This window comes from Streptosporangium canum, from assembly GCF_900113865.1.
GTDB lineage: Bacteria > Actinomycetota > Actinomycetes > Streptosporangiales > Streptosporangiaceae > Streptosporangium > Streptosporangium canum.
Map to the genome: position 1 here is coordinate 108,130 of NZ_FOQY01000010.1, position 22,785 is coordinate 130,914.

At 70.7% G+C, this 22,785-nt stretch carries 19 protein-coding genes and 1 tRNA gene; 5 read left to right on the forward strand and 15 right to left on the reverse strand.

Annotated features, from left to right (window positions below):
• Nucleotides 1-14: 14 nt before the first annotated feature.
• A complete protein-coding gene (locus BM085_RS17020; protein WP_245789364.1) occupies nt 15-1,220 on the forward strand; it encodes a response regulator in 1,206 nt (401 codons plus the stop codon).
• On the opposite strand, the gene BM085_RS17025 is transcribed toward BM085_RS17020, so the two are convergent.
• The 5 genes from BM085_RS17025 to BM085_RS17045 all read right to left on the reverse strand — a co-directional run bounded on the left by BM085_RS17025 (nt 1,217) and on the right by BM085_RS17045 (nt 5,887).
• Nucleotides 1,217-2,239 (reverse strand): dihydrodipicolinate synthase family protein, encoded by a 1,023-nt coding sequence (locus tag BM085_RS17025; RefSeq protein ID WP_245789365.1) that lies wholly within the window; start codon nt 2,237-2,239, stop codon nt 1,217-1,219. The genes BM085_RS17020 and BM085_RS17025 overlap by 4 nt on opposite strands.
• A 49-nt stretch (nt 2,240-2,288) precedes the next feature.
• Nucleotides 2,289-3,305 (reverse strand): NAD-dependent epimerase/dehydratase family protein, encoded by a 1,017-nt coding sequence (locus tag BM085_RS17030; RefSeq protein WP_093887950.1) that lies wholly within the window; start codon nt 3,303-3,305, stop codon nt 2,289-2,291.
• Between the two features lie 76 nt (nt 3,306-3,381).
• Nucleotides 3,382-4,281 (reverse strand): Gfo/Idh/MocA family protein, encoded by a 900-nt coding sequence (locus BM085_RS17035; RefSeq protein ID WP_093887951.1) that lies wholly within the window; start codon nt 4,279-4,281, stop codon nt 3,382-3,384.
• 58 nt (nt 4,282-4,339) lie between these two features.
• Entirely contained in the window at nt 4,340-5,455 is a 1,116-nt protein-coding gene (locus BM085_RS17040) for a nitric oxide synthase oxygenase (protein ID WP_093887952.1), read from the reverse strand.
• Nucleotides 5,456-5,811: 356 nt separating this feature from the next.
• A tRNA-Asn gene (locus tag BM085_RS17045) sits at nt 5,812-5,887 on the reverse strand.
• A 168-nt stretch (nt 5,888-6,055) separates the two neighbouring features.
• On the opposite strand from BM085_RS17045, the gene BM085_RS17050 reads away from it, so the two are divergent.
• On the forward strand, nt 6,056-6,370 hold the full coding sequence (locus tag BM085_RS17050; RefSeq protein ID WP_093888079.1) for a YtxH domain-containing protein: 315 nt from the start codon (nt 6,056-6,058) through the stop codon (nt 6,368-6,370).
• A gap of 144 nt (nt 6,371-6,514) precedes the next feature.
• Here BM085_RS17050 and BM085_RS17055 read toward each other — a convergent pair whose 3' ends face one another.
• The 6 genes from BM085_RS17055 to dnaG form a co-directional block, all read right to left on the reverse strand.
• Nucleotides 6,515-6,976: a hypothetical protein gene (locus BM085_RS17055; protein WP_093887953.1), complete on the reverse strand. Its 462-nt coding sequence runs from the start codon at nt 6,974-6,976 to the stop codon at nt 6,515-6,517.
• On the reverse strand, nt 6,973-8,271 hold the full coding sequence (locus BM085_RS17060) for an MGH1-like glycoside hydrolase domain-containing protein (RefSeq protein WP_093887954.1): 1,299 nt from the start codon (nt 8,269-8,271) through the stop codon (nt 6,973-6,975). Before BM085_RS17060 ends, BM085_RS17055 begins: the two co-directional genes overlap by 4 nt.
• A gap of 70 nt (nt 8,272-8,341) precedes the next feature.
• Nucleotides 8,342-9,550 (reverse strand): iron uptake transporter deferrochelatase/peroxidase subunit, encoded by a 1,209-nt coding sequence (efeB, locus tag BM085_RS17065; RefSeq protein ID WP_093887955.1) that lies wholly within the window; start codon nt 9,548-9,550, stop codon nt 8,342-8,344.
• Nucleotides 9,551-9,570: 20 nt separating this feature from the next.
• The gene (gene efeO / locus BM085_RS17070) at nt 9,571-10,761 is read right to left on the reverse strand and encodes an iron uptake system protein EfeO (protein WP_093887956.1); all 1,191 of its coding nucleotides are present in this window, start codon (nt 10,759-10,761) and stop codon (nt 9,571-9,573) included.
• A gap of 177 nt (nt 10,762-10,938) precedes the next feature.
• Nucleotides 10,939-12,042 (reverse strand): RNA polymerase sigma factor RpoD, encoded by a 1,104-nt coding sequence (gene rpoD, locus BM085_RS17075; protein WP_386434902.1) that lies wholly within the window; start codon nt 12,040-12,042, stop codon nt 10,939-10,941.
• A 185-nt stretch (nt 12,043-12,227) separates the two neighbouring features.
• Nucleotides 12,228-14,087, reverse strand: coding sequence for a DNA primase (dnaG, locus tag BM085_RS17080; RefSeq protein WP_093887957.1), 1,860 nt, complete (start codon nt 14,085-14,087; stop codon nt 12,228-12,230).
• Between the two features lie 151 nt (nt 14,088-14,238).
• Between dnaG and BM085_RS17085 the strand changes: the two genes are divergently transcribed.
• Complete coding sequence (locus BM085_RS17085) at nt 14,239-15,099, forward strand: M23 family metallopeptidase (protein ID WP_245789366.1); 861 nt, start codon at nt 14,239-14,241, stop codon at nt 15,097-15,099.
• A 48-nt stretch (nt 15,100-15,147) separates the two neighbouring features.
• Here the strand turns inward: BM085_RS17085 and BM085_RS17090 are convergent, their stop codons facing one another.
• From BM085_RS17090 to BM085_RS17105, 4 genes are all read right to left on the reverse strand, one after another.
• Nucleotides 15,148-16,380, reverse strand: a complete 1,233-nt coding sequence (locus BM085_RS17090) for a deoxyguanosinetriphosphate triphosphohydrolase (protein ID WP_093887958.1) — start codon at nt 16,378-16,380, stop codon at nt 15,148-15,150.
• A gap of 121 nt (nt 16,381-16,501) precedes the next feature.
• Entirely contained in the window at nt 16,502-19,144 is a 2,643-nt protein-coding gene (gene ppdK, locus BM085_RS17095; protein ID WP_093887959.1) for a pyruvate, phosphate dikinase, read from the reverse strand.
• 354 nt (nt 19,145-19,498) lie between these two features.
• A complete protein-coding gene (locus tag BM085_RS17100) occupies nt 19,499-20,884 on the reverse strand; it encodes a glycine--tRNA ligase (RefSeq protein WP_093887960.1) in 1,386 nt (461 codons plus the stop codon).
• A gap of 150 nt (nt 20,885-21,034) precedes the next feature.
• Nucleotides 21,035-21,313: an antibiotic biosynthesis monooxygenase family protein gene (locus BM085_RS17105; RefSeq protein ID WP_031163883.1), complete on the reverse strand. Its 279-nt coding sequence runs from the start codon at nt 21,311-21,313 to the stop codon at nt 21,035-21,037.
• Between the two features lie 64 nt (nt 21,314-21,377).
• Here BM085_RS17105 and BM085_RS17110 point away from each other — a divergent pair, with 64 nt between their 5' ends.
• Nucleotides 21,378-21,770, forward strand: a complete 393-nt coding sequence (locus tag BM085_RS17110) for a DUF6703 family protein (RefSeq protein WP_031163885.1) — start codon at nt 21,378-21,380, stop codon at nt 21,768-21,770.
• A 74-nt stretch (nt 21,771-21,844) separates the two neighbouring features.
• Nucleotides 21,845-22,777 (forward strand): metal ABC transporter substrate-binding protein, encoded by a 933-nt coding sequence (locus BM085_RS17115; RefSeq protein WP_245789367.1) that lies wholly within the window; start codon nt 21,845-21,847, stop codon nt 22,775-22,777.
• Nucleotides 22,778-22,785 lie beyond the last annotated feature (8 nt).

Genomic DNA, 22,785 nt, shown 5'->3' on the forward strand with positions numbered 1-22,785 from the left:
ATGGAGAGGTCTGGGTGGGCATCGTCATCGGAGTCGTCGGTCCCCATGATCTGGTCGACGAGGTGGCCGCCACCTGCGAGGAGCAGTTGGGGGTGAGCGCCTTGCGGCTGGACTACGACCACGAGTCGCAGGCGCCCGCGATCGTGGAGGCCCACGCCGCGTCGGTCGAGGGATGGCTCTTCACCGGCATCGTGCCCTACATGCTGGCACGCGACGCCGACGTGCTGTCGCGGCCGGCCTCCTTCGTGGACTATTCCGGCGCCACCCTGCTCAGCGCGCTCGTCCGTCTCCAGCACGAGGGACAGGACGTGACCCGGCTGTCCGTCGACACCCTGGCCTCCGCCGACATCGTGACGACCTTCGCCGAGGCGGGCCTGCCCACCGAGGACATCCGGACCCTCCCCTACCGCCAGGGGATGAGCTCGAAGAAGGCCGTCGCGTTCCACCGCCGGGGCAGGGGGCACGCCGTGGTCACCTGCCTCAGCTCGGTCCACGAGGCGCTGCGCGAGGAGATGCACGTGCTGCGCCTGGTCCCGTCGGTCCACTCGGTCCGCGTCGCCCTGCGCCAGCTCCTGCAGTCGGCCGAGGGGCAGGCCCAGGAGGACGCGCAGATCGCGCTCGGGCTGATCGAGGTGGAGAGCGAGGAGGGCCTGCTGCGCGAGGCCACCGCGCTGGGCGGCACGCTGGCCGCCTTCCGCGGCGGCACGCATCTGCTCGTCACCACGCGCGGCCCGCTCTCCGACGCGACGGGGGGCTTCTCCTCGCTGCCCATGCTGTCGCGCCTGGCGAGCCACAACCAGGTCGTGCGGGTGGGATTCGGGCTGGGGCGCAGCGCGGCGGAGGCCGAGAGCCTGGCACGCCGCGCCCTCGCCCGCGCCCGCCGCATCGGCGAGGTGGCCGCGGTGCTGTCGCTCCGCGCCGACACCGACATCGTGCTCGAATCGGTCGCCCCCACGCCGGCGGGCGGCAAGAGCCTCAACGTGATCGCGCGCCGGGTGGGGCTGTCGGTCCCGACGCTGGAGCGGTTGATCGAGGCTCGGGCCGCCGTGGGCGACGAGCCGCTCACCACCCGCGAGATCGCCGAGCGCCTGGGGGTGCAGCAGCGGACGGCCCGCCGGATGCTGCACCGCCTGGAGCTGTCGGGGCTCGCCGAGCGCACCGGCAACCTTTCCAGCGGTTCGAGCGGCCGTCCGCTGACGATGTACCGGCTGACCCTCTAGCCCAGCCACCGGTCGAGACCCTCGGCGACGAAGTCGTCGTCCCGCAGCCAGGGGTAGGCGGCCCAGATCCGGTCGATCTCGGCGAGCTGGCCCGGGGACAGGTCCTCGGCCGGGTCCAGGCACCAGCGCCCGGCGAGCAGGCCCTGGCGCCGGAGCACCTCGTGGATGCCGGGGATGCAGCCGTGGAAGCCGCCGGCCACGTCGAAGATGGCCGCGTTCGCGTCGGTGAGGTGGCCGTCGAGGGTCAGCAGGCGCCGCACGGCCACGTCGTCGCCGGCGCGGGCGCGCTTCGCCTCCTCCAGCAGCTCGACCGCGCGCCGCACCCAGACCGCCCACTGGCCGAGCAGCCCGCCGACGAACTCCAGCTCGACCTCGCGGCCGTCGACGACGACCCGGTGCGGGGTGATGAGGTCGGCGAGGATGTGGTCGTCGTTGCCCGTGTAGAGCGCGACCTCGCCCTCCCTGCCCGCGCGGCAGACGCCGTGCAGGACGTCCAGCGTCCGGTAGCGGTCGAAGGGCGCCACCTTGATCCCGACCACCGAGTCGATCGCGGCCAGCTCTGTCCAGAAGTTCCGGGACAGCCGCCTGCCGCCCACCGCGGGCTGGAGGTAGAAGCCGATGACGGGGAGGACCTCCCCCACCGCGCGCGCCCGTTCGATCAGCTCGTCCTCGTCGAGCCCCTGGGCGGGGCTGAGCAGGGCCATGTGGTAGCCGAGCGACGCGGCCAGCTCGGCCTCGGCCACGGCCTGGGCGGTGGGGCCGGTGGCCCCGGCCACGAGGAGCACCTCCCGGTCGTACTCACGGGCGGTCTCGGCCGCCAGTTCGAGCACCGGGGGCAGCAGCGGGGTGCCGTGGATGGCGAACTGCGTCGTGTGTACCCCGACGGCCAGTCCCCCCGCCCCCGCCTCGATGTAGTAGCGGGTCAGCGCCCGCTGGCGCCGCTCGTCCAGCCGGCGCTCGCCGGTCAGCGCCAGCGGGTGGGCCGGGATCACACATCCCCGCCGGAACAGATCATGCACGGACGCGTGCGTCCCAGGTGCCGTGCTCAGCACGTGCCATCCCCCTCGATTAGAACTTGCCGTCACGACGCTCGAACTTGGTGGGCTTTCCGAGGAGCGGCCCGCCGTCGGCCACCCATCGCGCCGTATGCCCGATCAGCTCGGTGAGCGTGAGATCCGGGTAGCCGAACAGCCCGTGGCAGCGCGCGGCGTTGGACAGCAGCGCCGTCGGGGCCTCCTCGCCGGTGAACACCGGCCGCCTGCCGAGAGCCTCGCCGAGGGCCTCCGCCGCCTGCCGTACCGAGACCAGCTCGGGGCCGGTGACGTTGAGGACGCACGGCTCGGCGCCGGCCAGCGGCAGCGAGCGGAGCGTGACCTCGTTGGCGTAGCCCTGCCAGACCACGTTGACCTGCCCGGTGGTCAGGTCGATCGGCTGATCCGCCAGGATCCGCTGCGCGAGGTCGACGAGCACGCCGTAGCGCATCTCGACCGCGTAGTTGAGCCGGATCAGCGACAGCGGCGTGCCGTACTCCGCCGCGAAGTGCGTGAGCACCCGCTCCCTGCCCAGACAGCTCATCGCGTAGTCGCCCACCGGGCCGGTGGGGCCGTCCTCGGTGCTGCCGCCGCTCGCGACCGGCACCAGGGGGTAGACGTTGCCCGTGGACAGCGCCGCGATCCTGCTGCCGCGGAACCGGTCGGCCACCCGTCCCGGCAGGTAGGTGTTGGTGAACCAGGTCGCGTGCTCGCGCCCGGCGGTGCCGAACTTGGCGCCGACCAGGAAGACCACGTTCGCGGCGTCGGGCAGGCCGCGCAGCGCCTCCTCGTCGGCGACGTCGGCCGCCACCACCGTGGCGCCGCTCTCCTGGAGCGACTGCGCCAGTCCGGGCTCGGAGAACCGCGACACCGCGATCACCCGCCGGGACACCCCCGACGCCCGCACACCGCGCAGCGCCAGGCGCACCAGGCTCGGCCCCAGCTTGCCGCCGGCTCCGAGGATCATGATGTCCCCGTCGAGCTTGCCCAGATCGTCGGCGAGCCCGTCACGCGGTCGTGACAGCCGCTCGTCCAGTTCCGCCAGCGTGCGCATCCGGCCTCCTTGTTCTCATTTACGGTCCAGACCGTAACTTCGACAGGCTCCGGATGTCAATGGGCGCGGCGCGGCGTCAGCTCGGCGGGACGGCCTCGCGCGCCGAGATCAGCACGTCGAGGATGGCGCGGGTCTGCTCCCACGGGACAGGACTGGGCGCTCCCCCGACCATGGCGAGGAACGCCTCGATCGTGCCCTCGTAGCCGAGGCCCCGCAGCACGTCGTCCCCGCCCTGGATCACGATCGTCTCGGCGGCGTCGCGGGTGTGGACGGTCACCGTGTAGGACTCCTCCTCGGTGACCCCGAGGATCTCGACGGTGCCGGGGACGCCGTTCCCCCACTGCAGCGCCATGACGCCGGTGTCCTCCGAGCGGAGCGAACCGTAGTGACGGGTCGCCCCCGCCGCGCCGACGAGCCGCACGTCGGGGCCGAGCAGGGCGACGAGCAGCTCCACGCCGTGGATGCCCATCGTCACCATCGTGCCGCCCCCCTCGGCCGGATCGTCCTGCCAGGGGTTGTAGCCGGTGGCCCAGAGGCCCACGTCGTGCCGGACCGTCGCCCGGACCGCCAGGACCTCCGCGGGGTCGACCCTCCGGCCCGCGAACCCGGGAGCGAAACGGAGCACCGAGCCGGACATCACCCGTCCGGCGACCGGCGCGATCAACGCGTCCAGCTCCCGCAGCCCCGCGCGGGTGGCGGCGGCCGGCTTGTTGACGAAACAGGGCGCACCCGTCTCCAGGACCGGCCCCAGCGCCTCCGCCGTCCGCGGCGTGGGCACGGTGAGGACGACGCCGTCGGGCTCGGCCGCCAGGAGCTCCTTCAGGGTGGGGGCGACGGTGGCCGCCGGGTGTTCCTCGGCGAAGCGCGCCAGCCGGTCGGCGTCCTCCTCCCACACCACCAGTTCGGCGCGGCGGGCGACGGTACGGGCGTCGGTGAAGGGATGGCTGGTGGCCAGGCCGGCGAATGCGATGCGCACGGCATCCTCCTGAGCAGTCGGGCTACCGACCTTACGACAGGAACCGCCGCGGTCCGGATCAGCTGACGGGCCAGTGACCGAGTCCCCGGTCCACGGAGTCGGGGTGGTGGACGAAGCTCGGCGACAGCTCCGCCTCGTCGTAGTAGCGGTGGAAGACCGGCGTGGCCGAGCCCGAGATGGGAGGAACGATCCAGCTCCAGTCGGCCGGGCAGATCCGTCCCGCCTTCTCCTCGCGCGCCACGTGGGTCAGGAAACGCCGGGACTCGGTGTGGTGGTCGGTCATCGTCACCCCCGCCTGCTCGAAGGAGTGCAGGACCGCCACGTTCAGCTCCACCAGGGCGTGGTCGCGCCAGAGTGAGCGGTCGTCGGTGGCGTCCAGTCCGAGAAGATGGGCCATGATCGGCATCAGGTCGTAGCGGTCGATGTCGGCGAGGTTGCGCGCGCCGATCTCGCTGCCCATGTACCAGCCGTTGAACGGCGCCGCCCGGTAGTGGATCCCGCCGATCTCCAGGCACATGTTGGAGATCGCCGGTACGGCGTGCCAGCGCAGCCCGAGGCTCTCGAACCACCGGTAGGACGGATGGGTGAGCGGCACCTCCAGGACGGCGTCGCCGGGCACCGTGCACATCAGCGGCGGGCCGTTCCCCGCCGAGACGAGCAGCGGCAGCACGTCGAAGTGGGAGCCGGGCCCACCGGGCCAGCCGAGCTTGCGCACCATCGTGGTGAAGTCCACGTACCGGGGGTCGCCGATGACGGACCCGTCGTCCATCGCGTACCCGGCGTACCGGATCAGCTGCTCGTTCCAGATCCTCGGCCCCGGCCTGCCGGGCCGGTCCGGGGCGAACACCGTGATCGTCGGCCGGACCTTGTTGTTGGGCGCGGCCTCCCTCAGATGGTTCACGCACTCCACGGCCACGCCCTCGGCCGTGTTCACCTCCCGCCGGTCACGCACCTGCAGCGAGTGCCAGTAGAGCCGCCCGATGCACCGGGAGTTGTTGCGCCAGGCCACCCGCGCGCCGAAGGTGAGTTCTTCGGGGGTGTGCGTGTAGGTCCCCGTCATGTAGATCTCGGCCCGCACTTCGCGCAGGCGGGGTTCCACCGGCCCCGCGGCCGGGTTCTCGGCGTGGAACAACCTCAGGAAGTCCGCGGCCGCTGCGACATCGATCTCCTGCACGACCGGAACAGGCCCCCTCGCCTTCAAGAATGTGGACACGGCGCGTCGGACACCCTGGATCAGATCCGGTGCGCGGCGCCGGGACCTCTGCCATATCAGCACAGAACAACCACCCATGCGTGGCTCACGGGCACAGACAGCCGTTCCGGGCGGCGCGGTGCCCTGTGTGCAGCGGCCCTTGCCCCGCTGCGATCGCTGGTGTTCCGCGGCAACCGCGCCATCCTCGCTTGACAGGTGAGCATAGCGATACATGACGCAGTGTCTGTCATCTTCTATGACTGAAGATGATTTGTCTGCCGAATGGGGACATGGAACGCCGAAGGCCCCCGGAGCTGGGCTCCGGGGGCCTTCGGATGTGGCTCCCGCGATAGGACTCGAACCTATAACCTGCCGGTTAACAGCCGGCTGCTCTGCCGATTGAGCTACACGGGATCGTGCTTTGCGCTGCTCCGGCCCGGGGAAGTTTTCCCCGCTCCTTGCGGCGCAGGAATAGATTAGCGCACTCTGAGCGTGTGTGTCGCATCGCTACACCGGGGTAGGTCGGAGAGAACTCGCGATCCGCGGGTAGGGGTCCGGCGGAGCACGGCTGTGGAGGTGGAGATGCGTTACCGAGTGATGTTCGGGGTGGGTCTTGCGGTGGGCTACATCCTGGGGAGCCGCGCCGGGCGCGAGCGATACGAGCAGATCAAGCGGATGGCCCAGCGGGTGTCCGACAGCCCCTCGGTGCAGGAGGCCGCCGGCCTGGTCGGCGCGCGGGTCTCGAAGGTCACCGACGTCGCGAAGACGAAGGTGAGCCATGTGGCGAAGAACCGGCTGCCCTTCCTGCAGTCGGAGAACGGCGTGCAGACCGCCAAACACGACGAGACGGGCACCGGCTGGCCGGACGACGACAGAGCCGTCTCCCCGCACCCCTAAGCGGACCGGCGGCCCTGAAGACCGGCGGCGGAAGGCCCCCTGCGGGGGCCTTCCGCGCGTCCGTGCCCGGAGGCCGCACCCCTTCCGCGTGGCCGGCCCCTTCTGCGTGGCCGCCCCCCTTCCGCGTGGCCGGACCCCCTACGGTCAGACGCCGAAACTACGGCGTGTCTCCTCCAGCGCCTGCTCGGCCAGGGCCCGCAGGCCGGGGTCGGCGGGGTCCATGCCGGGGTCGAAGACGAACTCCCAGATCATGCGGTCGTCGTCGGCCTTCCTGGCCACCAGCCGGACTCCGCCGCGCGCGTCCAGCGGGGCGTACTGGCTGACCACGATCGAGGCGGTCACCCGCTCCCGCACGGCCTCGGGGATCCGCCCCGGCTCGGGCAGCAGCGCCCGGTGCGACTGCCCGGCCGTGGTGACGACCGTCAGCCCCTCCTCGTCCCAGACGCCGCGGTCCACCTGGAACCACGGCAGCCGGGCACCGCCCAGATAGAGCGCCCGGTCCGTGGCGATCACATAGCCGTCGGGCCCCTCGGCGTAGGTCAGCACCCGGTCGGGAGGGACGACGGCCGCGCGGACCTCGGCGGGCATGCGGTTGAAGAGCTTCATATCCCCACGTTATCCGCGAGCAGATCGAGGGTGAGCGCGGCCGAGCAGGAGAAGTCCCCGCTGCCCCGGCCGCTGCCGTCGAAGGGGTCGAAGCACTCGCGGAAACCCGCCTGCCGTACCAGACGCAGCGTTCCCGCGCCGAGCAGCCGCACCAGGTCCGTCCGGCCGTGTACGGCCAGCGCCAGCCGGAGCAGCCAGTTGGTGTTCACCCAGGACGGCCCCCGCCAGTACCGGGACCGGTCGAACTGCGGCGCGCGGATCTCGCAGCTCGGCACCGGATACCCGGCGGCGCCCATGAACCGGGGCGACTCCAGCACGCCCACCAGTTTCTCCACCCTGTCGGCGGGCAGGCCCGGATCGAGCATCGGCCCGAAGCACCCGACCGTGCTGACCGGGCTGAGTCGCCCGCTGCGCAGGTCGCGGGCGCGGAAGACACCGTCGGACCAGAGCCGCTCCAGCAGCCCCGCGCGGATCCGCTCGGCCGCCTCCAGGTGCGGCCCGGGGTCGGCGCCCGCCAGCGGGGCCAGCTCGGCGAGCACCTGGCAGGAGGCCAGCCAGATCCCGTTGAACATCGGGTCCTCGACCGCGAACGGATGGTCCTCACGCAGGTAGGCGGCGTCGTAGCCGGAGTCGCGGTAACGCAGGGCCAGCCAGACGTAGCGGTCCTGGTGGCTGTCGGAGTGGCAGCCGGGGGGCTCCTCGCGCCGGTACGCGTAGCGGACGGCGGGCAGGGCCCCCACCGGGGCGTCCCACACGGGACTGTCGTCCATCCCCGACTCCCACGGGTGCACGATCGCGGCCAGCCCTCCCCCGCCCAGGTCCCTGGTCGTGGCGAGGTAGGCGTGCTGGGCCACCAGCATCGGATACAGCCGGCGGACGAGGGCCGCGGCCTCCTCGCGGTCCGCCGCGTGCCGCCACACCCACCAGGCGGCCAGGGCGTGCAGCGGCGGCTGGGTCAGACCTGAGGTGGGCGTCCCGTTGGGGGATGCCGGATTCTCCCGCGAGCGCCAGACGGAGGGGCCGGGGAAGTATGCCTCGGTGCGGGCCGGGCGGAAGACGATGTGCGGCACCATCCCGGTGCGCCACTGCCCGGCCAGCAGGCCCAGCAGCTCCGCCCCCGCCCTGCGGGTGTTCCAGCGGGCCAGGCCGATCGCCACGAAGGTGGAGTCCCAGTTCCACTGGTGGGGGTAGAGGCCGGGGGCGGGCACGGTGGCGGCCCCCGCCCGGTTCGCGTCGAGCACGGACCATGCCCCGCGCCCGAGCGCGGCGTCGTCTACCGCGGGCCGCGCCTCCATTTGCCCAGTCTGCCCCTGTATGCGCCGGGAGAACAGGGCCTCCCCCCCCCGGCCGCAGGGGGAGGTGCGGTCAGGCCAGGAGTCCCTGGCCCCAGAACGCGCCCGGCCGCACCCCGCCCGGACAGGCGAAGACTCCGGACCCGACGTGCTGGATGTATTCGTTGAGCGTGTCCTTGGCCGCCAGGGCGCGCTGGATCGGGATGAACCCCTTCTCCGGGTCGCGCTGGTAGGCCAGGAAGAACAGGCCCGCGTCCAGCCGCCCCAGGCCGTCGCTGCCGTCGGTGAAGGAGTAGCCCCGGCGCAGGATCGTCGCCCCGCCCAGGGCTGCCGGGTTGGCCAGCCGTACGTGGGAGTCGATCGGCATCCTGTCCAGGACCACGGGGTCGTGCTCGCGCGTGCCGCCGTAGGGGGCGCCCTCGCGCTTGGTCCGGCCGAAGATGTCCTCCTGCTCCTTCAGGGAGGTGCGGTCCCAGGTCTCGATGTGCATCCGGATCCGCCGGGCCACCAGGTAGGAGCCTCCGCGCATCCACTCGGGCCCCTCGTCGCCGACCCAGACGTGCTCGTCCAGCTCCTTGTGGTCGGTGCCGGCGATGTTGTTCGTGCCGTCCTTGAAGCCCATCAGGTTGCGCGGGGTCTGCGCGTCCGGCGTGGTCGAGGACGTCTTGCCGAAGCCGAGCTGGGACCATCGGACCGACGCCGTGCCGAAGCCGATGCGCACCAGGTTCCGTACGGCGTGCACCGCCACCTGCGGGTCGTCGGCGCAGGCCTGCACGCAGAGGTCACCACCGCTGCGGGCCGGGTCGAGCTTGTCGGCGGGGAAGTGCGGCAGCTCCTTGAGCCGGTCTGGCCTGGGCAGCTTCAGCTTGTCGAAGAACGAGGGGCCGAAGCCCACCGTCAGCGTGAGCCGCGAGGCGGGCAGGCCGATGGCCTCGCCGGTGTCGTCCGGCGGGGCCAGCTCCGCGCCCGTCGCCCCGCCGCCGACCTCCTGCGCCGCGGTCAGCCGGACGGCCGCCGCGGTCCAGGCCTTCAGCATCGCCACCACCTTCTCGCGGGAGTCGGTGCTCAGGTCGAAGGCCGCGAAGTGCAGCCGGTCCTGGACCGGCGTGGCGATCCCGGCCTGGTGAGCGCCGTGGAAGGGGATCGCCCCTCCGGGGGCGTCGGCCTGGACCGGCGCCGGCTGCGCCTGCCGTACCAGGCCGGCGCCGGCGACCGCGGCGGCTCCGGCGCCCACGGCGATGCCTGCGCCGGTCAGGAGCCGGCGGCGGCTGAGATCGGGCATTTCTCCCCCTTCGGTAAGGATCAGCTCGCGGCGACCGCGGCGAGACCGGACAGCGGTTCGGCGAGGGCGTTGACGGCGTCGGCGAGCTCCTTGACCTGGTCCTTGGACAGGTCGGTGTAGGAGACGTAGCCGTCACCCTCGGCGTACTTGGCCAGGAGCTTGTCCAGGTCGGCGAACTCGGCGTCCAGCGTGGTGACGAGGCCGGGGTTCTTCTCCATCACGATCGGGGTGAGGAGCTGGTAGACCTTGAGCGCGCCGTCCACGTTGGCCTTGAAGTCCCACAGGTCGGTGTGCGAGAAGGCCTCCTCCTCGCCGGTCACCTTGCCGGTCGCGACCTCGTCGAGAAGCTCCTTGGCCCCGTTGGCCATGGAGCTCGCGGTGATCTCGGCCTTGGGCAGCCTGGCCTTGAGCTCCTTGAGGTCGGTCAGGAGGGTGTCACCGTACTCGGCCTCCTTCTTGACCGTGTCCGGGGCCTTCCACAGCGCCTTCTCCAGGCGGTGCCAGCCGGTCCACTTCTGGCCCTGCTCCAGGTCGGCCTCGCGCAGGTCCACCTTGGGGTCGATGTCGCCGAACGCCTCGGCCACCGGCTCGATGCTCTCCCAGCCGAACCGGCTCGGGGCGTAGAGGGCCTTGGCCTTCTTCACATCGCCCTTCCTGACCGCGGCGACGAACTTCTCGGTCGTGGCGATGGTGTCGTCCACCTGGGTGGCGACGTAGGCCCGGTAGTCCTCGACGGCGCGGGTGACGCGCGGATCGGCCTGGACGGCGAGCTCGCCCGTGACCGTGACCTCCTGGCGGATGCCGTCGCCCTCGTGGCCGGGCTTGCAGGCGAGCTGGTAGGTGCCCGCGGCGAGCTCGACGACCAGGTCGCCGGTGGCGCCGGGGGCGATGTTGGCCCGCTCGCCGACCACGGTCTTGTCCGCCCGGAAGAGATACAGCCAGGTGGGCTGCTTGCCGTCGTTCTTGGCCCGGAAGCTGACGACGCCGGCGGGCAGCGCGGTCTTCGCCGCCACGCACGTGGTGTCGGTGGCCGCGACGTCGACGGTCTCGGTGACCTTGCCCGTCGGGGTGGCGTGGGTGGCCGGGCCGGCGGCGCTGCCGCTGCCGGTCGTCAGGCCGCCGTCGGCGGCACCGTCGTCGGCCGAGCCGCAGGCTGTGAGCGCGATGGCGAGAAAGCCGCAGGCGGCGACAGAACGGAGGACGGGGGGCATGAAGGCTCCTGAAAGTCAGTTAGGCGTCCCTAACTTAGCTTCCCCTTACCCCACTTCACCAATCCAGGTGGCCCTCAGCTCGGTGTGATAAGCGCCACTGGCCCGCGAGGCGCCGCCGGCCGGGAACGGCGAAGGCCCCCGGGACGTGGAACCAGGGGGCCTTCGCCGTAAGGACTCTCAGTCGAGATAGTCGCGGAGCATCTGAGCTCTGGTCGGATGACGGAGTTTGGCCAGGGTCTTGGACTCGATCTGCCGGATGCGCTCCCGCGTCACGCCGAACTCCCGGCCGACCTCCTCCAGTGTCCGGGGGTGGCCGTCGGCCAGGCCGAAGCGCAGCTGGATGATGCGCTGCTCACGGTCGGACAGCGTCGCGAGGATGTCGTCGAGCTGGTCCTGCAGCATGATGAAGGCCGCGGCCTCCATCGGCACGACCGCGTCCGCGTCCTCGATGAAGTCGCCGAGGTCGGAGTCCTCCTCGCCGATCGGCGACTGCAGCGAGACGGGCTCCTGGGCGATGCGCTGGATCTCGATCACCCGGTCGATCGGGAGGTCCATCTCCAGTGCGATCTCCTCGGGCGCCGGCTCACGGCCCAGATCCTGGTGGAGCTGGCGCTGCACCCGGACCAGCTTGTTGATCGTCTCGACCATGTGCACCGGAATGCGAATGGTGCGCGCCTGGTCGGCGATGGCCCTCGTGATCGCCTGGCGAATCCACCATGTGGCATACGTGGAGAACTTGTATCCCTTGGTGTAGTCGAATTTCTCGACCGCCCGGATGAGCCCGAGGTTGCCCTCCTGGATCAGATCCAGGAACAGCATCCCGCGGCCCACATATCTTTTGGCGATCGAGACGACGAGCCGCAGATTGGCCTCGATCAGCCGCTGCTTGGCCCGCGTGCCCTGCCAGACCAGCTCCTTGAACTCCGGGAAGGCCAGCCGCGAGACGACGCTCGTCAGCTTGTCCTCGGCGAACAGCCCGGCCTCGATGGACTTGGCGAGCTCCACCTCCTCCTCGGCCGTGAGCAGGGGCACCCGTCCGATCTCCCGCAGGTATATGCGGACAAGATCGCTGGTCGGAGCACGTTTACCGACATCCTCCTCATCGGAGCGGGTGGTCTCCTCATCGCCCTGGGGTTCGAGGACCTCCACTCCGTGTTCGGCGAGCATGCGGACGACGCGTTCAAGCGCGTCGGACGGCAGCTCGGATTTGTCGAGAGCGGCGGCCACGTCATCGACCGTGACGCTTCCGCGCTCTCTCCCTTTCGCAACGAGGTCGGCCACCTGGTCTACCGATGGCGGCCCACTTGGCAGCACCGATGCACCCACGGGACACAGTCTGCTGTATTGGGTCCCCAAAATGGCAGACCTATTTTTGTCACCGAAGGTAAGGCCCGGATCATTATCGAACCGAGACCTCATTAGGGTTTGGTCGAATCAGCGTATGGAAATTAAAGCCAATTACGCGATCAACTTCCGGCGGCGCGTTCCCTCAGCACGCGCCGCTGCTGCTCCAGCGCGACCAGCTCGCCGAACAGCCGGTTGTACTCCTGCTGCTCCTCGACCGGGTTGGTCCGCTGCATGCGCGACTTCAGCTGCTCGATCGCCCGGACCACCGAGACGAGCTCCAGCGCGGCCAGCATGGCCGAGGCGTAGCGCTCCTCGCTCGCCACGTCCGCGCGCAGCTCCTCCACCGCGAACCGGGTGACCACCCCGCGCAGCGCGTCGGTCACCCCGCCCAGCAGCCGGTCCACCCACTCACGGCCGCCGTGCCCGGCCGCCGCGGTGCCCCCGGTGTCCATGACCAGCTTGTAGAGCGCGACGTGTTCGGGCAGCGTGAACGCCGCCGGGCCGATCGCGTCGAAGCCGGGCCCGAGCAGCGCGGGACGCTGCACGGCCAGCTTCAGCACCTCGGCCTCGGTCCGCACGCCGGGATCGGTGAGGTCGGCGACCTTCCGCGGCCCGGCGGGCCGCTGCCGGCTCTGCTGGCGCGGCTGGGCCGTGGCGGAGATCTCGGCGATCCGGTCCATGACGAAACGCTCGTTGTTGAAACCCAGCCACCGGTCGAGGTCCACGCCGTAGAGCTGGCGCAGGGCCCGGTCCTTGATCCCGGCCACGATCGGCGCGGCGGCGTCCAGCGCGGAGAGCCGGCCCTCGTTGGTGCTCACGTCGTAGCGGGAGATCATGCTGCGGATCGCGAACGCGAACAGCGGCTCCCTGCTGGCGATCAGGTCCCGCACGGCGGCTTCGCCCTGCCGTACGCGCAGGTCACAGGGGTCGAGCCCGTCGGGCTGCACGGCCACGAAGGTCTGGGTGACGAACTTCTGCTCATCGGCGAAGGCCCGCAGCGCCGCCTTCTGCCCCGCCGCGTCGCCGTCGAAGGTGAAGATCACCTCGCCCTGGGACCCGGACTGGTCCAGCAGCAGCCGCCGCAGCACCTTGATGTGCTCCTCGCCGAAGGCGGTGCCGCAGGTGGCCACCGCCGTCGGCACGCCCGACAGGTGGCAGGCCATCACGTCGGTGTAGCCCTCGACGATCACCGCCTGGGACCGCTTGGAGATCTCCCTCTTGGCCAGGTCGACACCGTAGAGGACCTCGCTCTTCTTGTAGAGCGGACTCTCGGGCGTGTTGAGGTATTTCGGACCGTCTTCGGCGTCGTTCAGCTTCCGCGCGCCGAAACCGATCACGTCACCGGTGATGTCGCGGATGGGCCAGACCAGCCGCCCCCGGAACCGGTCTATCGGGCCCCGCCGCCCCTCCTTGGCCAGACCGCCCTTGATCAGCTCGGCGCTGGTGAACCCCCGGGCCATCAGGTGGCGCGCGAGCGCCTCCCACTCGGCGGGGGCGTATCCCACCCCGAAGTGCTCGGCGTCGACCCGCTCGAACCCGCGCTCCGACAGGAACTTGCGTCCGATCGCGGCGTCCGGCGCCGACAGCTTGGCGGCGTAGAACTCCGCCGCCGCCCGGTGCGCCTCGATCAGCCGGCTCCGCTCGCCCTGCTCCCGGCCGGGGACGTAGCCGCCCTGCTCGTAGCGGAGCTGGATGCCGGCCCGGTTCGCCAGCCGCTCCACGGCCTCGCCGAACGACAGGTGCTCCAGCCGCCGGACGAAGGTGATGACGTCTCCGCCCTCGGCGCAGCCGAAGCAGTACCAGTAGCCCCGGGTGGGGGTGACGTTGAAGGAGGGGCTCTTCTCGTCGTGGAAGGGGCACAGCCCCTTCAGGTTTCCGCCGCCCGCGTTGCGGAGCTGGATGTGCTCACCCACGATGTCCGCGATCGGTGAGCGCTCCCGCACGAGCGCGATGTCCTCGTCACTGATCCGGCCTGCCACGCCGCGAGTCTAGTGGCGGCCCGCGACAGCTCGGAGCCTGACGGCGGAGGCGACTTTCCGGAACGGGCCATGACCAATCGGAAGGTCGGTTACAAAGGTAACGGCCGATTCTCGATAAGTTACGCGGGTGGAGATCATGCGATCGGGGCATATGGCACGATTGGTCGGCGTAACCGGCGTGCTGCTCGTCACAGGGGCCTGCGCGTCACCGGGTGGAGTGGCGGGCATCAGCACGCTGCCTCCGGCCCCCTCCGCCGAGGCGGTCGCCGCGGCGCCGGGCGCGGTGACCGCGACCATTCCGTCGCCGACACAGACGGCTGTCCCCAAGGTGCCGCCGGTACGGGTGACGGTGGAGCGGCCCAAGGCCGGCGACCCGGTGCAGGTGCCGCCGCCGAAGGTGTCCGGTCACACCTACGCCTTCCCCGTCAAGGACTGCAGGGTGACCTACGAGAGCAGACTGCTGGTCCTGCCCAAGACCACCGTCTGGGCGGCCAAGGGATGCTCGTTCGTCTCGCCGGTGAACGGCGTGGTCCACGAGGTCAACACCAAGAACCGCTGGAAGCGCTCCACCGACCGGGGAGCCGACCGCGAGGGCCGGTTCGTCAGCGTCATCGGCGACGACGGCGTGCGCTACCTCGGCGGCCATCTGGACAGGGTGACGCCGGGGATCGTGCCGGGGACACGGGTCAGCGCGGGCCAGGTCCTCGGCCAGGTCGGCAACTCGGGCAACGCCCGCTACACCGCCAGCAACCTCTACTTCGCGATCTCCTGGAAGACCGAGCCCTCGCTCTGGTGGGTACGGCGGGGCATGGTCAGGCCGTGGAACTACCTGGACGCCTGGCTGAACGGCAACCGCACGCTGTCGCCCAAGGACGAGATGCAGGCCGTGCTGGCCCGGACCGGGGCGGCGCCCAGATGCGTGACCCTGTGCACGTCCAAGCCAGGGGCCAAGCCCAAGCGCACCGAGAAGCCCCCGAAGCCGGACGACGAGCACATCACGGTGGGCGGTTAGCCCCGCCGGGCGGAGGTCCCGGGAGCCGCGGAGGCGGCGGCCCCGGGGTCAGCGTCCGGACAGGCGCCGCTGCCAGGTGACGGCGGAGGTGTCGGTGAGCGAGGCGATCTGGTCGACGACCACGCGGAGCCGCCCGGCGTCGCTCGCGGCCTTGACGAAGGAGGGCCGGAGGGCGGGCTCCAGCGTGCCCGGGGCACCCAGCATGATCAGGTGGGCCAGGTCGTGGATGAGCTCCCGCTGCCTGGCCTGGTTGGCGTTGTGGGCGTCCCTGGTCATCACGTAGTGGGCGGTGAGCCCCTTCAGCAGGGCGCACTCCAGGCGGGTGGCCCTGGGCACGATCAGGTCGGCGCTGTAGCGCCCCGAGGCCGGGCCGTAGGACTCCCGGGTGGCGATCTGCGCGGACCGGCAGAGATGGCCGATGAGCGAGCTGGTGAGGCCCTTGATCGCGGCGAGGGCGGCGAGTGAGCCGTCGAAGTGGCGGGGCCAGAGCGGCTGGGCGACCAGGCGGCCGAAGAGGTCCTCCAGCTCGCCCGGTTCGGCCTCCGGGGCGTACCAGGCGCGGGTGGTGGCGCAGACCTCACGGCGTTCGGCGGGGTCGCGCAGGGCCTCCGGCGCGACGGCGCCGGAGTGGAGGGCGTCTTCCAGGTCGTGCACCGAGTAGGCGACGTCGTCGGCCCAGTCCATGATCTGGGCCTCGAAGCTGACCCGCCCCCTGGGCGCGCCCTCCCTGATCCACTCGAAGACGGCCATGTCGTCGCCGTAGGCGCAGTATTTGGGGCTCGTCTCGCGGGTCCAGGGATATTTGACCGCGGCGTCCAGGGAGGCGCGGGTGAGGTTGAGCCCGGCGCTGCGGCCGTCCTCGGTGAGGACCTTGGCCTCCAGCCGGGTCAGCAGGCGCAGGCTCTGCGCGTTCCCCTCGAACCCGCCGCACCCGGCGGCGAGCTCGTTGAGCGCGGTCTCCCCATTGTGCCCGAACGGCGGGTGCCCGAGGTCGTGGGCCAGGCAGGCGGTCTCCATCAGGTCGGGATCCCGGCCGAGCGACTGTCCCATCTCCCGGCCGACCTGCGCGCACTCCAGCGAGTGGGTCAGCCGGGTGCGTGGGATGTGCTGCCCGCTGCCGAGGGTCTCCCCCGGCCCGACCACCTGGGTCTTGGCCGCGAGCCGCCGCAGCCCCGCGCTGTGCAGCACCCGCGCCCGGTCCCGCTCGAACGGGCCTCTCTCCGGGTTGCCGGGGGGTTCCGGCACCCATCTGGCCTGGTCGTACTCGTCGTAACCGTGCATAAGTGCAGTGATTTTATCCACTAAAGGAGCGGTCCATGCCGAACGGGAGGGAAACACCTGATGACTCCGGGGCCTGCGACCACGGGGTCCCGGCCAGGGACCGTCCTGACCGGGTGCCGTCCTATCGGGTGTCGGAGTCCGCGCAGACCAGCGCCGCGCGGCCCGCCTCCAGCCGGGCGACCGGGATGCGGAACGGCGAGCAGGACACGTAGTCCAGGCCCGCCTGGTGGCAGAAGTGGATCGAGTCGGGGTCGCCGCCGTGCTCACCGCAGATGCCGAGCTTGAGGTCGGGACGGGTCCTGCGGCCCTCCTCGGCGGCGATCCGCACGAGCCGGCCCACGCCGTCGCGGTCCAGGGACTCGAACGGCGAGACACCGAAGACGCCCAGCTCCAGATACTTCGAGAAGAACGCGGCCTCGACGTCGTCCCGGGAGAACCCCCAGGTCATCTGGGTCAGGTCGTTGGTGCCGAAGGAGAAGAACTCCGCGGCCTCGGCGATCTGCCCGGCGGTCAGCGCCGCGCGCGGCACCTCGATCATCGTGCCGACCAGGGCCTCGACACCGACCTCGGCGAGGATCGCCCGCGCCTCGTCCTTGACGGTCTCCAGCTCCTGGACGGCGGCGACGAGCGGGATCATGATCTCCGCGCGGGCACCGGGGACGGCCTTGGCCGCCTCGGCGATCGCCCGGACCTGCATGGCGAACAGGCCGGGGATGACCAGGCCGAGCCGTACGCCGCGCAGGCCCAGCATCGGGTTCTGCTCGTGCAGGCGCTTGACCGCGGCGAGCAGCCGGCGGTCCTTGTCGCCGGCCCGCTCGCCGGCGAGGGCGACCTTCACCGACAGCTCGGTGTAGTCGGGCAGGAACTCGTGCAGCGGCGGGTCGATCAGGCGGATGGTGACGGGCAGGCCCTCCATCGCCTGGAAGATCCCGGTGAAGTCCGCCTTCTGCAGCGGCTCCAGCGCGGCCAGCGCCCGCTCCCGCTCCTGCGGGGAGGTGGCCAGGACCAGGTCCTCGACGAGCTGGCGGCGGTCGCCGAGGAACATGTGCTCGGTACGGCACAGCCCGATCCCCTGGGCGCCGAACCGGCGGGCGCGGGCGGCGTCCTCGGCGTTGTCGGCGTTGGCCCGCACGTCCAGCCGCCGGGAGGCGTCGGCGTGGCTCATGAGGCGGTGCACGGCCTGGACGAGCTCGTCGTCCTGGTCGAGCGCGCCTTCGAAGTACTCCACGACCGGGGAGGCGACCACGGGCACCTCGCCGAGGTAGACGGCTCCGCTGGAGCCGTCGATGGAGATGACGTCCCCCTCGGAGACGACGACGCCGCCGGGGGCGGTGAACCTGCGCTCCTTGGCGGAGACCTCCAGCTCCTCGGCGCCGCAGACGCAGGTCTTGCCCATGCCGCGGGCGACCACGGCCGCGTGCGAGGTCTTGCCGCCGCGGCTCGTCAGGACGCCCTGGGCGGCGATCATGCCCGCCAGGTCGTCGGGGTTGGTCTCGTGGCGGACCAGGATGACGGCCTCGCCCCGGGCGGCGAGCTCGACGGCCCGCTCGGAGGAGAAGACGGCCTTGCCGACGGCCGCGCCCGGGGAGGCGTTCATCCCCGTGGTGATCTTCGTGCTGTCCGCGTCCTTGCCGAAACGCGGGAACATGAGCTGGGCGAGCTGGGCGCCGGTGACGCGCATCACGGCCTCGTCGAGGTCGATCAGGCCCTGGTCGGCGAGCTGTACGGCGATGCGGAACGCGGCTCCCGCCGTCCGCTTGCCCACGCGGGTCTGGAGCATCCAGAGCTTGCCGCGCTCGACCGTGAACTCGATGTCGCACAGGTCGCGGTAGTGGTTCTCCAGCTTCTCCATGATCTGCATGAGCTCGTCGTAGACGGGCTTGTCGATGCCCTCCAGCTCCTGCAGCGACATGGTGTTGCGGATGCCCGCCACCACGTCCTCGCCCTGGGCGTTCTGCAGGTAGTCGCCGTAGACGCCCTGGTGGCCGCTGCCGGGGTCACGGGTGAAGGCCACGCCGGTGCCGGAGTCCATGCCGCAGTTGCCGAAGACCATCGAGCAGATGTTGACCGCCGTGCCGAGGTCGGCGGGGATGCGCTCCTGGCGGCGGTAGAGGATGGCGCGCGGGGCGTTCCAGGAGTCGAAGACCGCCTTGACGGCCATGCGCATCTGCTGGTGCGGGTCGGCGGGGAAGTCCTGTCCGGTCTGAGCCCGGACGACGCCCTTGTAGGTCTCGACGAGCCGCTGGAAGTCGGCCGCCTCCAGCTCCAGGTCGTCGCGGCCGTTCTTGATCTCCTCGAGGGCGTCGTCGAACAGCGCGGCCTCGATGCCCTGGACGGTCTTGCCGAACATCTGGATGAGACGCCGGTAGGAGTCCCAGGCGAAGCGCTCGTTACCGCCGGCCTGCTTGGCCAGGCCGTGCACCGACTCGTCGTTGAGCCCGATGTTGAGGACGGTGTCCATCATGCCGGGCATGGAGAACTTCGCCCCGGAGCGCACGCTCACCAGCAGCGGGTCGTCGGCCTGGCCCAGGCGGCGGCCCATCTGCTCCTCCAGCGCGGCCAGGTGCAGGGAGACCTCCTCCTCCAGCCCGGCGGGGAGCGTGCCGTCGTCGAGGAACCGGCGGCACGCGTCGGTGGTGATGGTGAAGCCGGGGGGCACCGGCAACCCGAGATTGGTCATCTCGGCCAGGTTGGCCCCCTTACCGCCGAGCAGATCCTTGAGATCTTTGTTGCCCTCGGTGAAGTCGTAAACGTACTTGGGCACGGTTGCTCCTTCTGCGACTTCAAACGACGCGTGGTTCCGCCTCCCTTCGGACTCTACCGACGAATAAGACGATGAAACGTCACACAACCGGAGTCACTGCATTGACGCACGTCAGCGCCCACACAGCGGTCTAATCCAATTCAAATCGGAGTCAAAACAACCGCGATATCGGCCGCCCCAAGAATTGGTATAAACCAATTGGTATAAACCAATTGTCTCAGCATTCAGGCGCGTTCACCGGAGGTTCACGCCGTGGTGTACAAGGCGCTCCCGGGCCACCGGCCGCAGCGGAAAAGCGACGGCCGGCGGCCCCCTGTGGGGCCGCCGGCCGTCGTCGGTCGGAAGGAGCGCTCGTCAGTCGTTGAGGTGCCCGCGGAGGTAGGACTCCACCTGGTCGAGGGCCACGCGCTCCTGGGCCATCGAGTCGCGCTCGCGGATGGTCACCGCCTGGTCGTCGAGGGTGTCGAAGTCGACGGTGATGCAGAACGGCGTGCCGATCTCGTCCTGGCGGCGGTAGCGGCGGCCGATCGCGCCCGCGTCGTCGAACTCGACGTTCCACCGGCGGCGGAGCTGGGCGGCGAGGTCCTTGGCCTTCGGCGACAGGTCGGCGTTGCGCGACAGCGGGAGAACCGCGGCCTTGACCGGCGCGAGACGGTGGTCCAGACGCATGACCGTCCGCTTCTCCATGACGCCCTTGGCGTTGGGCGCCTCGTCCTCGGTGTAGGCGTCGAGCAGGAAGGTGAGCGTGGCGCGATCGACACCGGCGGCCGGCTCGATCACGTACGGGACGTAGCGCTCACCGGTGTCCTGCTCGAAGAAGCTGAGGTCGGTGCCGGAGGCCTTGCCGTGCGCGGTCAGGTCGAAGTCGGTGCGGTTGGCGACGCCCTCCAGCTCGCCCCACTCGCTGCCGGTGAAGTTGAAGCGGTACTCGATGTCGACGGTCCGCTTGGAGTAGTGGGACAGCTTCTCCTGCGGGTGCTCGTAGATGCGGAGGTTGTCCTGGCTGATGCCCAGGTCGGTGTACCAGCGGAAGCGCTCGTCGATCCAGTACTGGTGCCACTCCTCGTCGGTGCCCGGCTTGACGAAGAACTCCATCTCCATCTGCTCGAACTCACGGGTGCGGAAGATGAAGTTGCCCGGGGTGATCTCGTTGCGGAACGACTTGCCGATCTGGCCGATGCCGAACGGGATCTTCTTACGCGCGGACTGCTGCACGTTGAGGTAGTTGATGAAGATGCCCTGGGCGGTCTCCGGCCGCAGGTAGGCCAGGCCGGACTCGTCCTCGACCGCGCCGAGGTAGGTCTTCAGCAGGCCGCTGAACTGCTTGGGCGCGGTGAAGGAGCCCTTGTTGCCGCAGTTGGGGCAGGTGATGTCGGCCAGGCCGTTGACCGCCGGCTTGCCGTGCTTCTCCTCGTAGGCCTCTTCGAGGTGGTCGGCGCGGTAGCGCTTGTGGCACGCCTGGCACTCGGTCAGCGGGTCGGTGAAGGTCTCCACGTGGCCGCTGGCCTGCCACACCTCGCGGGCCAGGATCACCGAGGAGTCAAGGCCGACCACGTCGTCACGGCCCTGCACCACGCTCTTCCACCACTGCCGCTTCACGTTGCTCTTGAGCTCCACACCCAGCGGACCGTAGTCCCACGAGGCGCGCAGGCCGCCGTAGATCTCGCTGGAGGGATAGACAAGGCCACGTCGCTTGGCGAGGCTGACGATGGTGTCCATGATGTCCGTACGGCGTGCCATAAGGGAAAATCTCCATCCGGCTGGAGGTCGGCGAGGAATGATTGAGTTCCCAGCTTAGGGGAGCCGGACGGGCGGGACGCGCGCATGAACCATCGCGCCGCCCCTCCCCGCGGAGGCCGCGCGGGAGCGGTCCACTCCGGGGAGAGCCGGTCAGATGCGGTCCACGTCCTCGAAGGCGCTCGGCTCATTGATCATCAGCGTCATCAGCGGATACATCGCCATCCGCGCGGCCCCCAGCGCGCGCCGGTAGAACCCCGCCCCCTCCCACTCGCTGACCAGCGCCCACAGCTCCGGCTCGTCCACCGACCGGGTCACGCGGCCGCGCACGTAGCCGGGCTGCCCGGCCAGGGTGTCGACGATGTCATGCGCCTGGGCCAGGAACTCCTCGGTCTGGCCGGAGGGCACCGAGTAACGGATGAGAGCAAGCATCCGCACAGCATGTCAGAGCCCGCCGTTCCCCCCGCTCCCGGTGTCCCGGCGTTAGGCTCGGGCCGTGGCCGACAAACGCAGCGAGCGCCCCGCACACCCTCTGGCCCGGCAGCGTCCTCAGCAGCGCAGACAGCGTCCGCTCCCGCCCGGTGAGCAGTTCTTCACCCCGGGGGCGACCGGTCTGCGCAAGGAGGTGGAGAGACGCAGCGCGGCCCCGCTCGTCTTCCTGTTCCAGCTTCCCCGCTGGATCGCCCCGGTGGCGCTCGTGGTCCTGCTCCTGGTCGGCTTCGCCGTACCGTCCTTCTGGGGCGGCCTCGCGGTGCTGCCGGTGATCGGGTTCGTCGGCTGGCTCGCCTACATGTCGTGGCCCTCGCTCGGCGTCCGGGGCCGCATCCTGCGCGTCGCCCTCCTCACCTTCCTGCTGCTCCTGGCGGCCGACCGGTTCGGAGCCTTCTGAGACGGTTTTGACAACCGTTTTCATTTGCACGCATACTAGTGGACATGGTGTCCGACTTTTCCCGACGTATGCGTATGCGTGGCGCGGGTCTGCTTGCTATCACGACCGTTCTCGCCACCACCGTCGCCTGCGGTTCCGGCTCAGCCGACTCCGCCCGGCCGGGCGGCGCGCAGGGAGGCAGGACCGATGTCACCGCCGCCATGTATCCGCTGCAGTGGCTGGCCGAGCGGGTGGGCGGCCCCGACGTCTCCGTCACGGGCCTGACCAAGCCCGGCGTCGAGCCGCACGACCTGGAGCTGACGCCGATCCAGGTGGCCGGGCTGGAGAAGACCGGCCTGGTCGCCTACATCAAGGGCGTGCAGCCCGCCGTGGACGAGGCGGTCGAGCAGCACGCCGCCGACCGGGGATTCGACGCGGCGGCGGCGGTCAAGACCCTCCCGGCGGCCGCCGGCGAGGAGGAGCACGCGGGCGAGGAGGAGCACGGCCACGAGGTCGCCTACGACCCGCACCTCTGGCTCGACCCGTCCCGCTTCGCGACCGTCGCGACCCTGCTCGGCGAGAAGCTCGCCGCCGCCGACCCGGCGCACGCGCAGGGCTACCGGGACCGCGCCGCCAAGACCGCCGCCGACCTCGGCGCCTTGGACGGCGAGCTGGCGCGGGGGCTGAGCAAGTGCGCCTCCACCGCCATCGTCACCAGCCACGGCGCGTTCGGCTACCTCGCCGACCGCTACAAGCTCCGCCAGATCGGGATCAGCGGCCTCGACCCGGACGCCGAACCCTCCCCCGCCCGGCTGGCCGAAGTGGCGAAAGTGTCCAAGCAGGAGAAAGTGACTACGATTTTCACCGAGACCCTCGTCAGCCCCAAGGTCGCCGAGGTCCTCGCTCAGGAGGTCGGCGCCAAGACCGCGGTCCTGGACCCGGTCGAGAGCCAGCCGGCGAGCGGCGACTACCTGTCCGCCATGCGCCAGAACCTCACCGCACTTCAGGCGGCACTCAGCTGCTCGTAAAGGCAACA

What these genes read in the sequence shown, in the direction of transcription:
- BM085_RS17030 (WP_093887950.1), bottom strand. Translation starts at nt 3,305, where the DNA reads ATGCGCACGCTGGCGGAACTGGACGAGCGGCTGTCACGACCGCGTGAC.
- BM085_RS17050 (WP_093888079.1), top strand. Translation starts at nt 6,056, where the DNA reads ATGCGTTACCGAGTGATGTTCGGGGTGGGTCTTGCGGTGGGCTACATC.
- efeB (WP_093887955.1), bottom strand. Translation starts at nt 9,550, where the DNA reads ATGCCCGATCTCAGCCGCCGCCGGCTCCTGACCGGCGCAGGCATCGCC.
- BM085_RS17060 (WP_093887954.1), bottom strand. Translation starts at nt 8,271, where the DNA reads ATGGAGGCGCGGCCCGCGGTAGACGACGCCGCGCTCGGGCGCGGGGCA.
- efeO (WP_093887956.1), bottom strand. Translation starts at nt 10,761, where the DNA reads ATGCCCCCCGTCCTCCGTTCTGTCGCCGCCTGCGGCTTTCTCGCCATC.
- BM085_RS17100 (WP_093887960.1), bottom strand. Translation starts at nt 20,884, where the DNA reads ATGGCACGCCGTACGGACATCATGGACACCATCGTCAGCCTCGCCAAG.
- BM085_RS17105 (WP_031163883.1), bottom strand. Translation starts at nt 21,313, where the DNA reads ATGCTTGCTCTCATCCGTTACTCGGTGCCCTCCGGCCAGACCGAGGAG.
- BM085_RS17085 (WP_245789366.1), top strand. Translation starts at nt 14,239, where the DNA reads ATGGCACGATTGGTCGGCGTAACCGGCGTGCTGCTCGTCACAGGGGCC.
- BM085_RS17090 (WP_093887958.1), bottom strand. Translation starts at nt 16,380, where the DNA reads ATGCACGGTTACGACGAGTACGACCAGGCCAGATGGGTGCCGGAACCC.
- BM085_RS17055 (WP_093887953.1), bottom strand. Translation starts at nt 6,976, where the DNA reads ATGAAGCTCTTCAACCGCATGCCCGCCGAGGTCCGCGCGGCCGTCGTC.
- BM085_RS17115 (WP_245789367.1), top strand. Translation starts at nt 21,845, where the DNA reads ATGCGTGGCGCGGGTCTGCTTGCTATCACGACCGTTCTCGCCACCACC.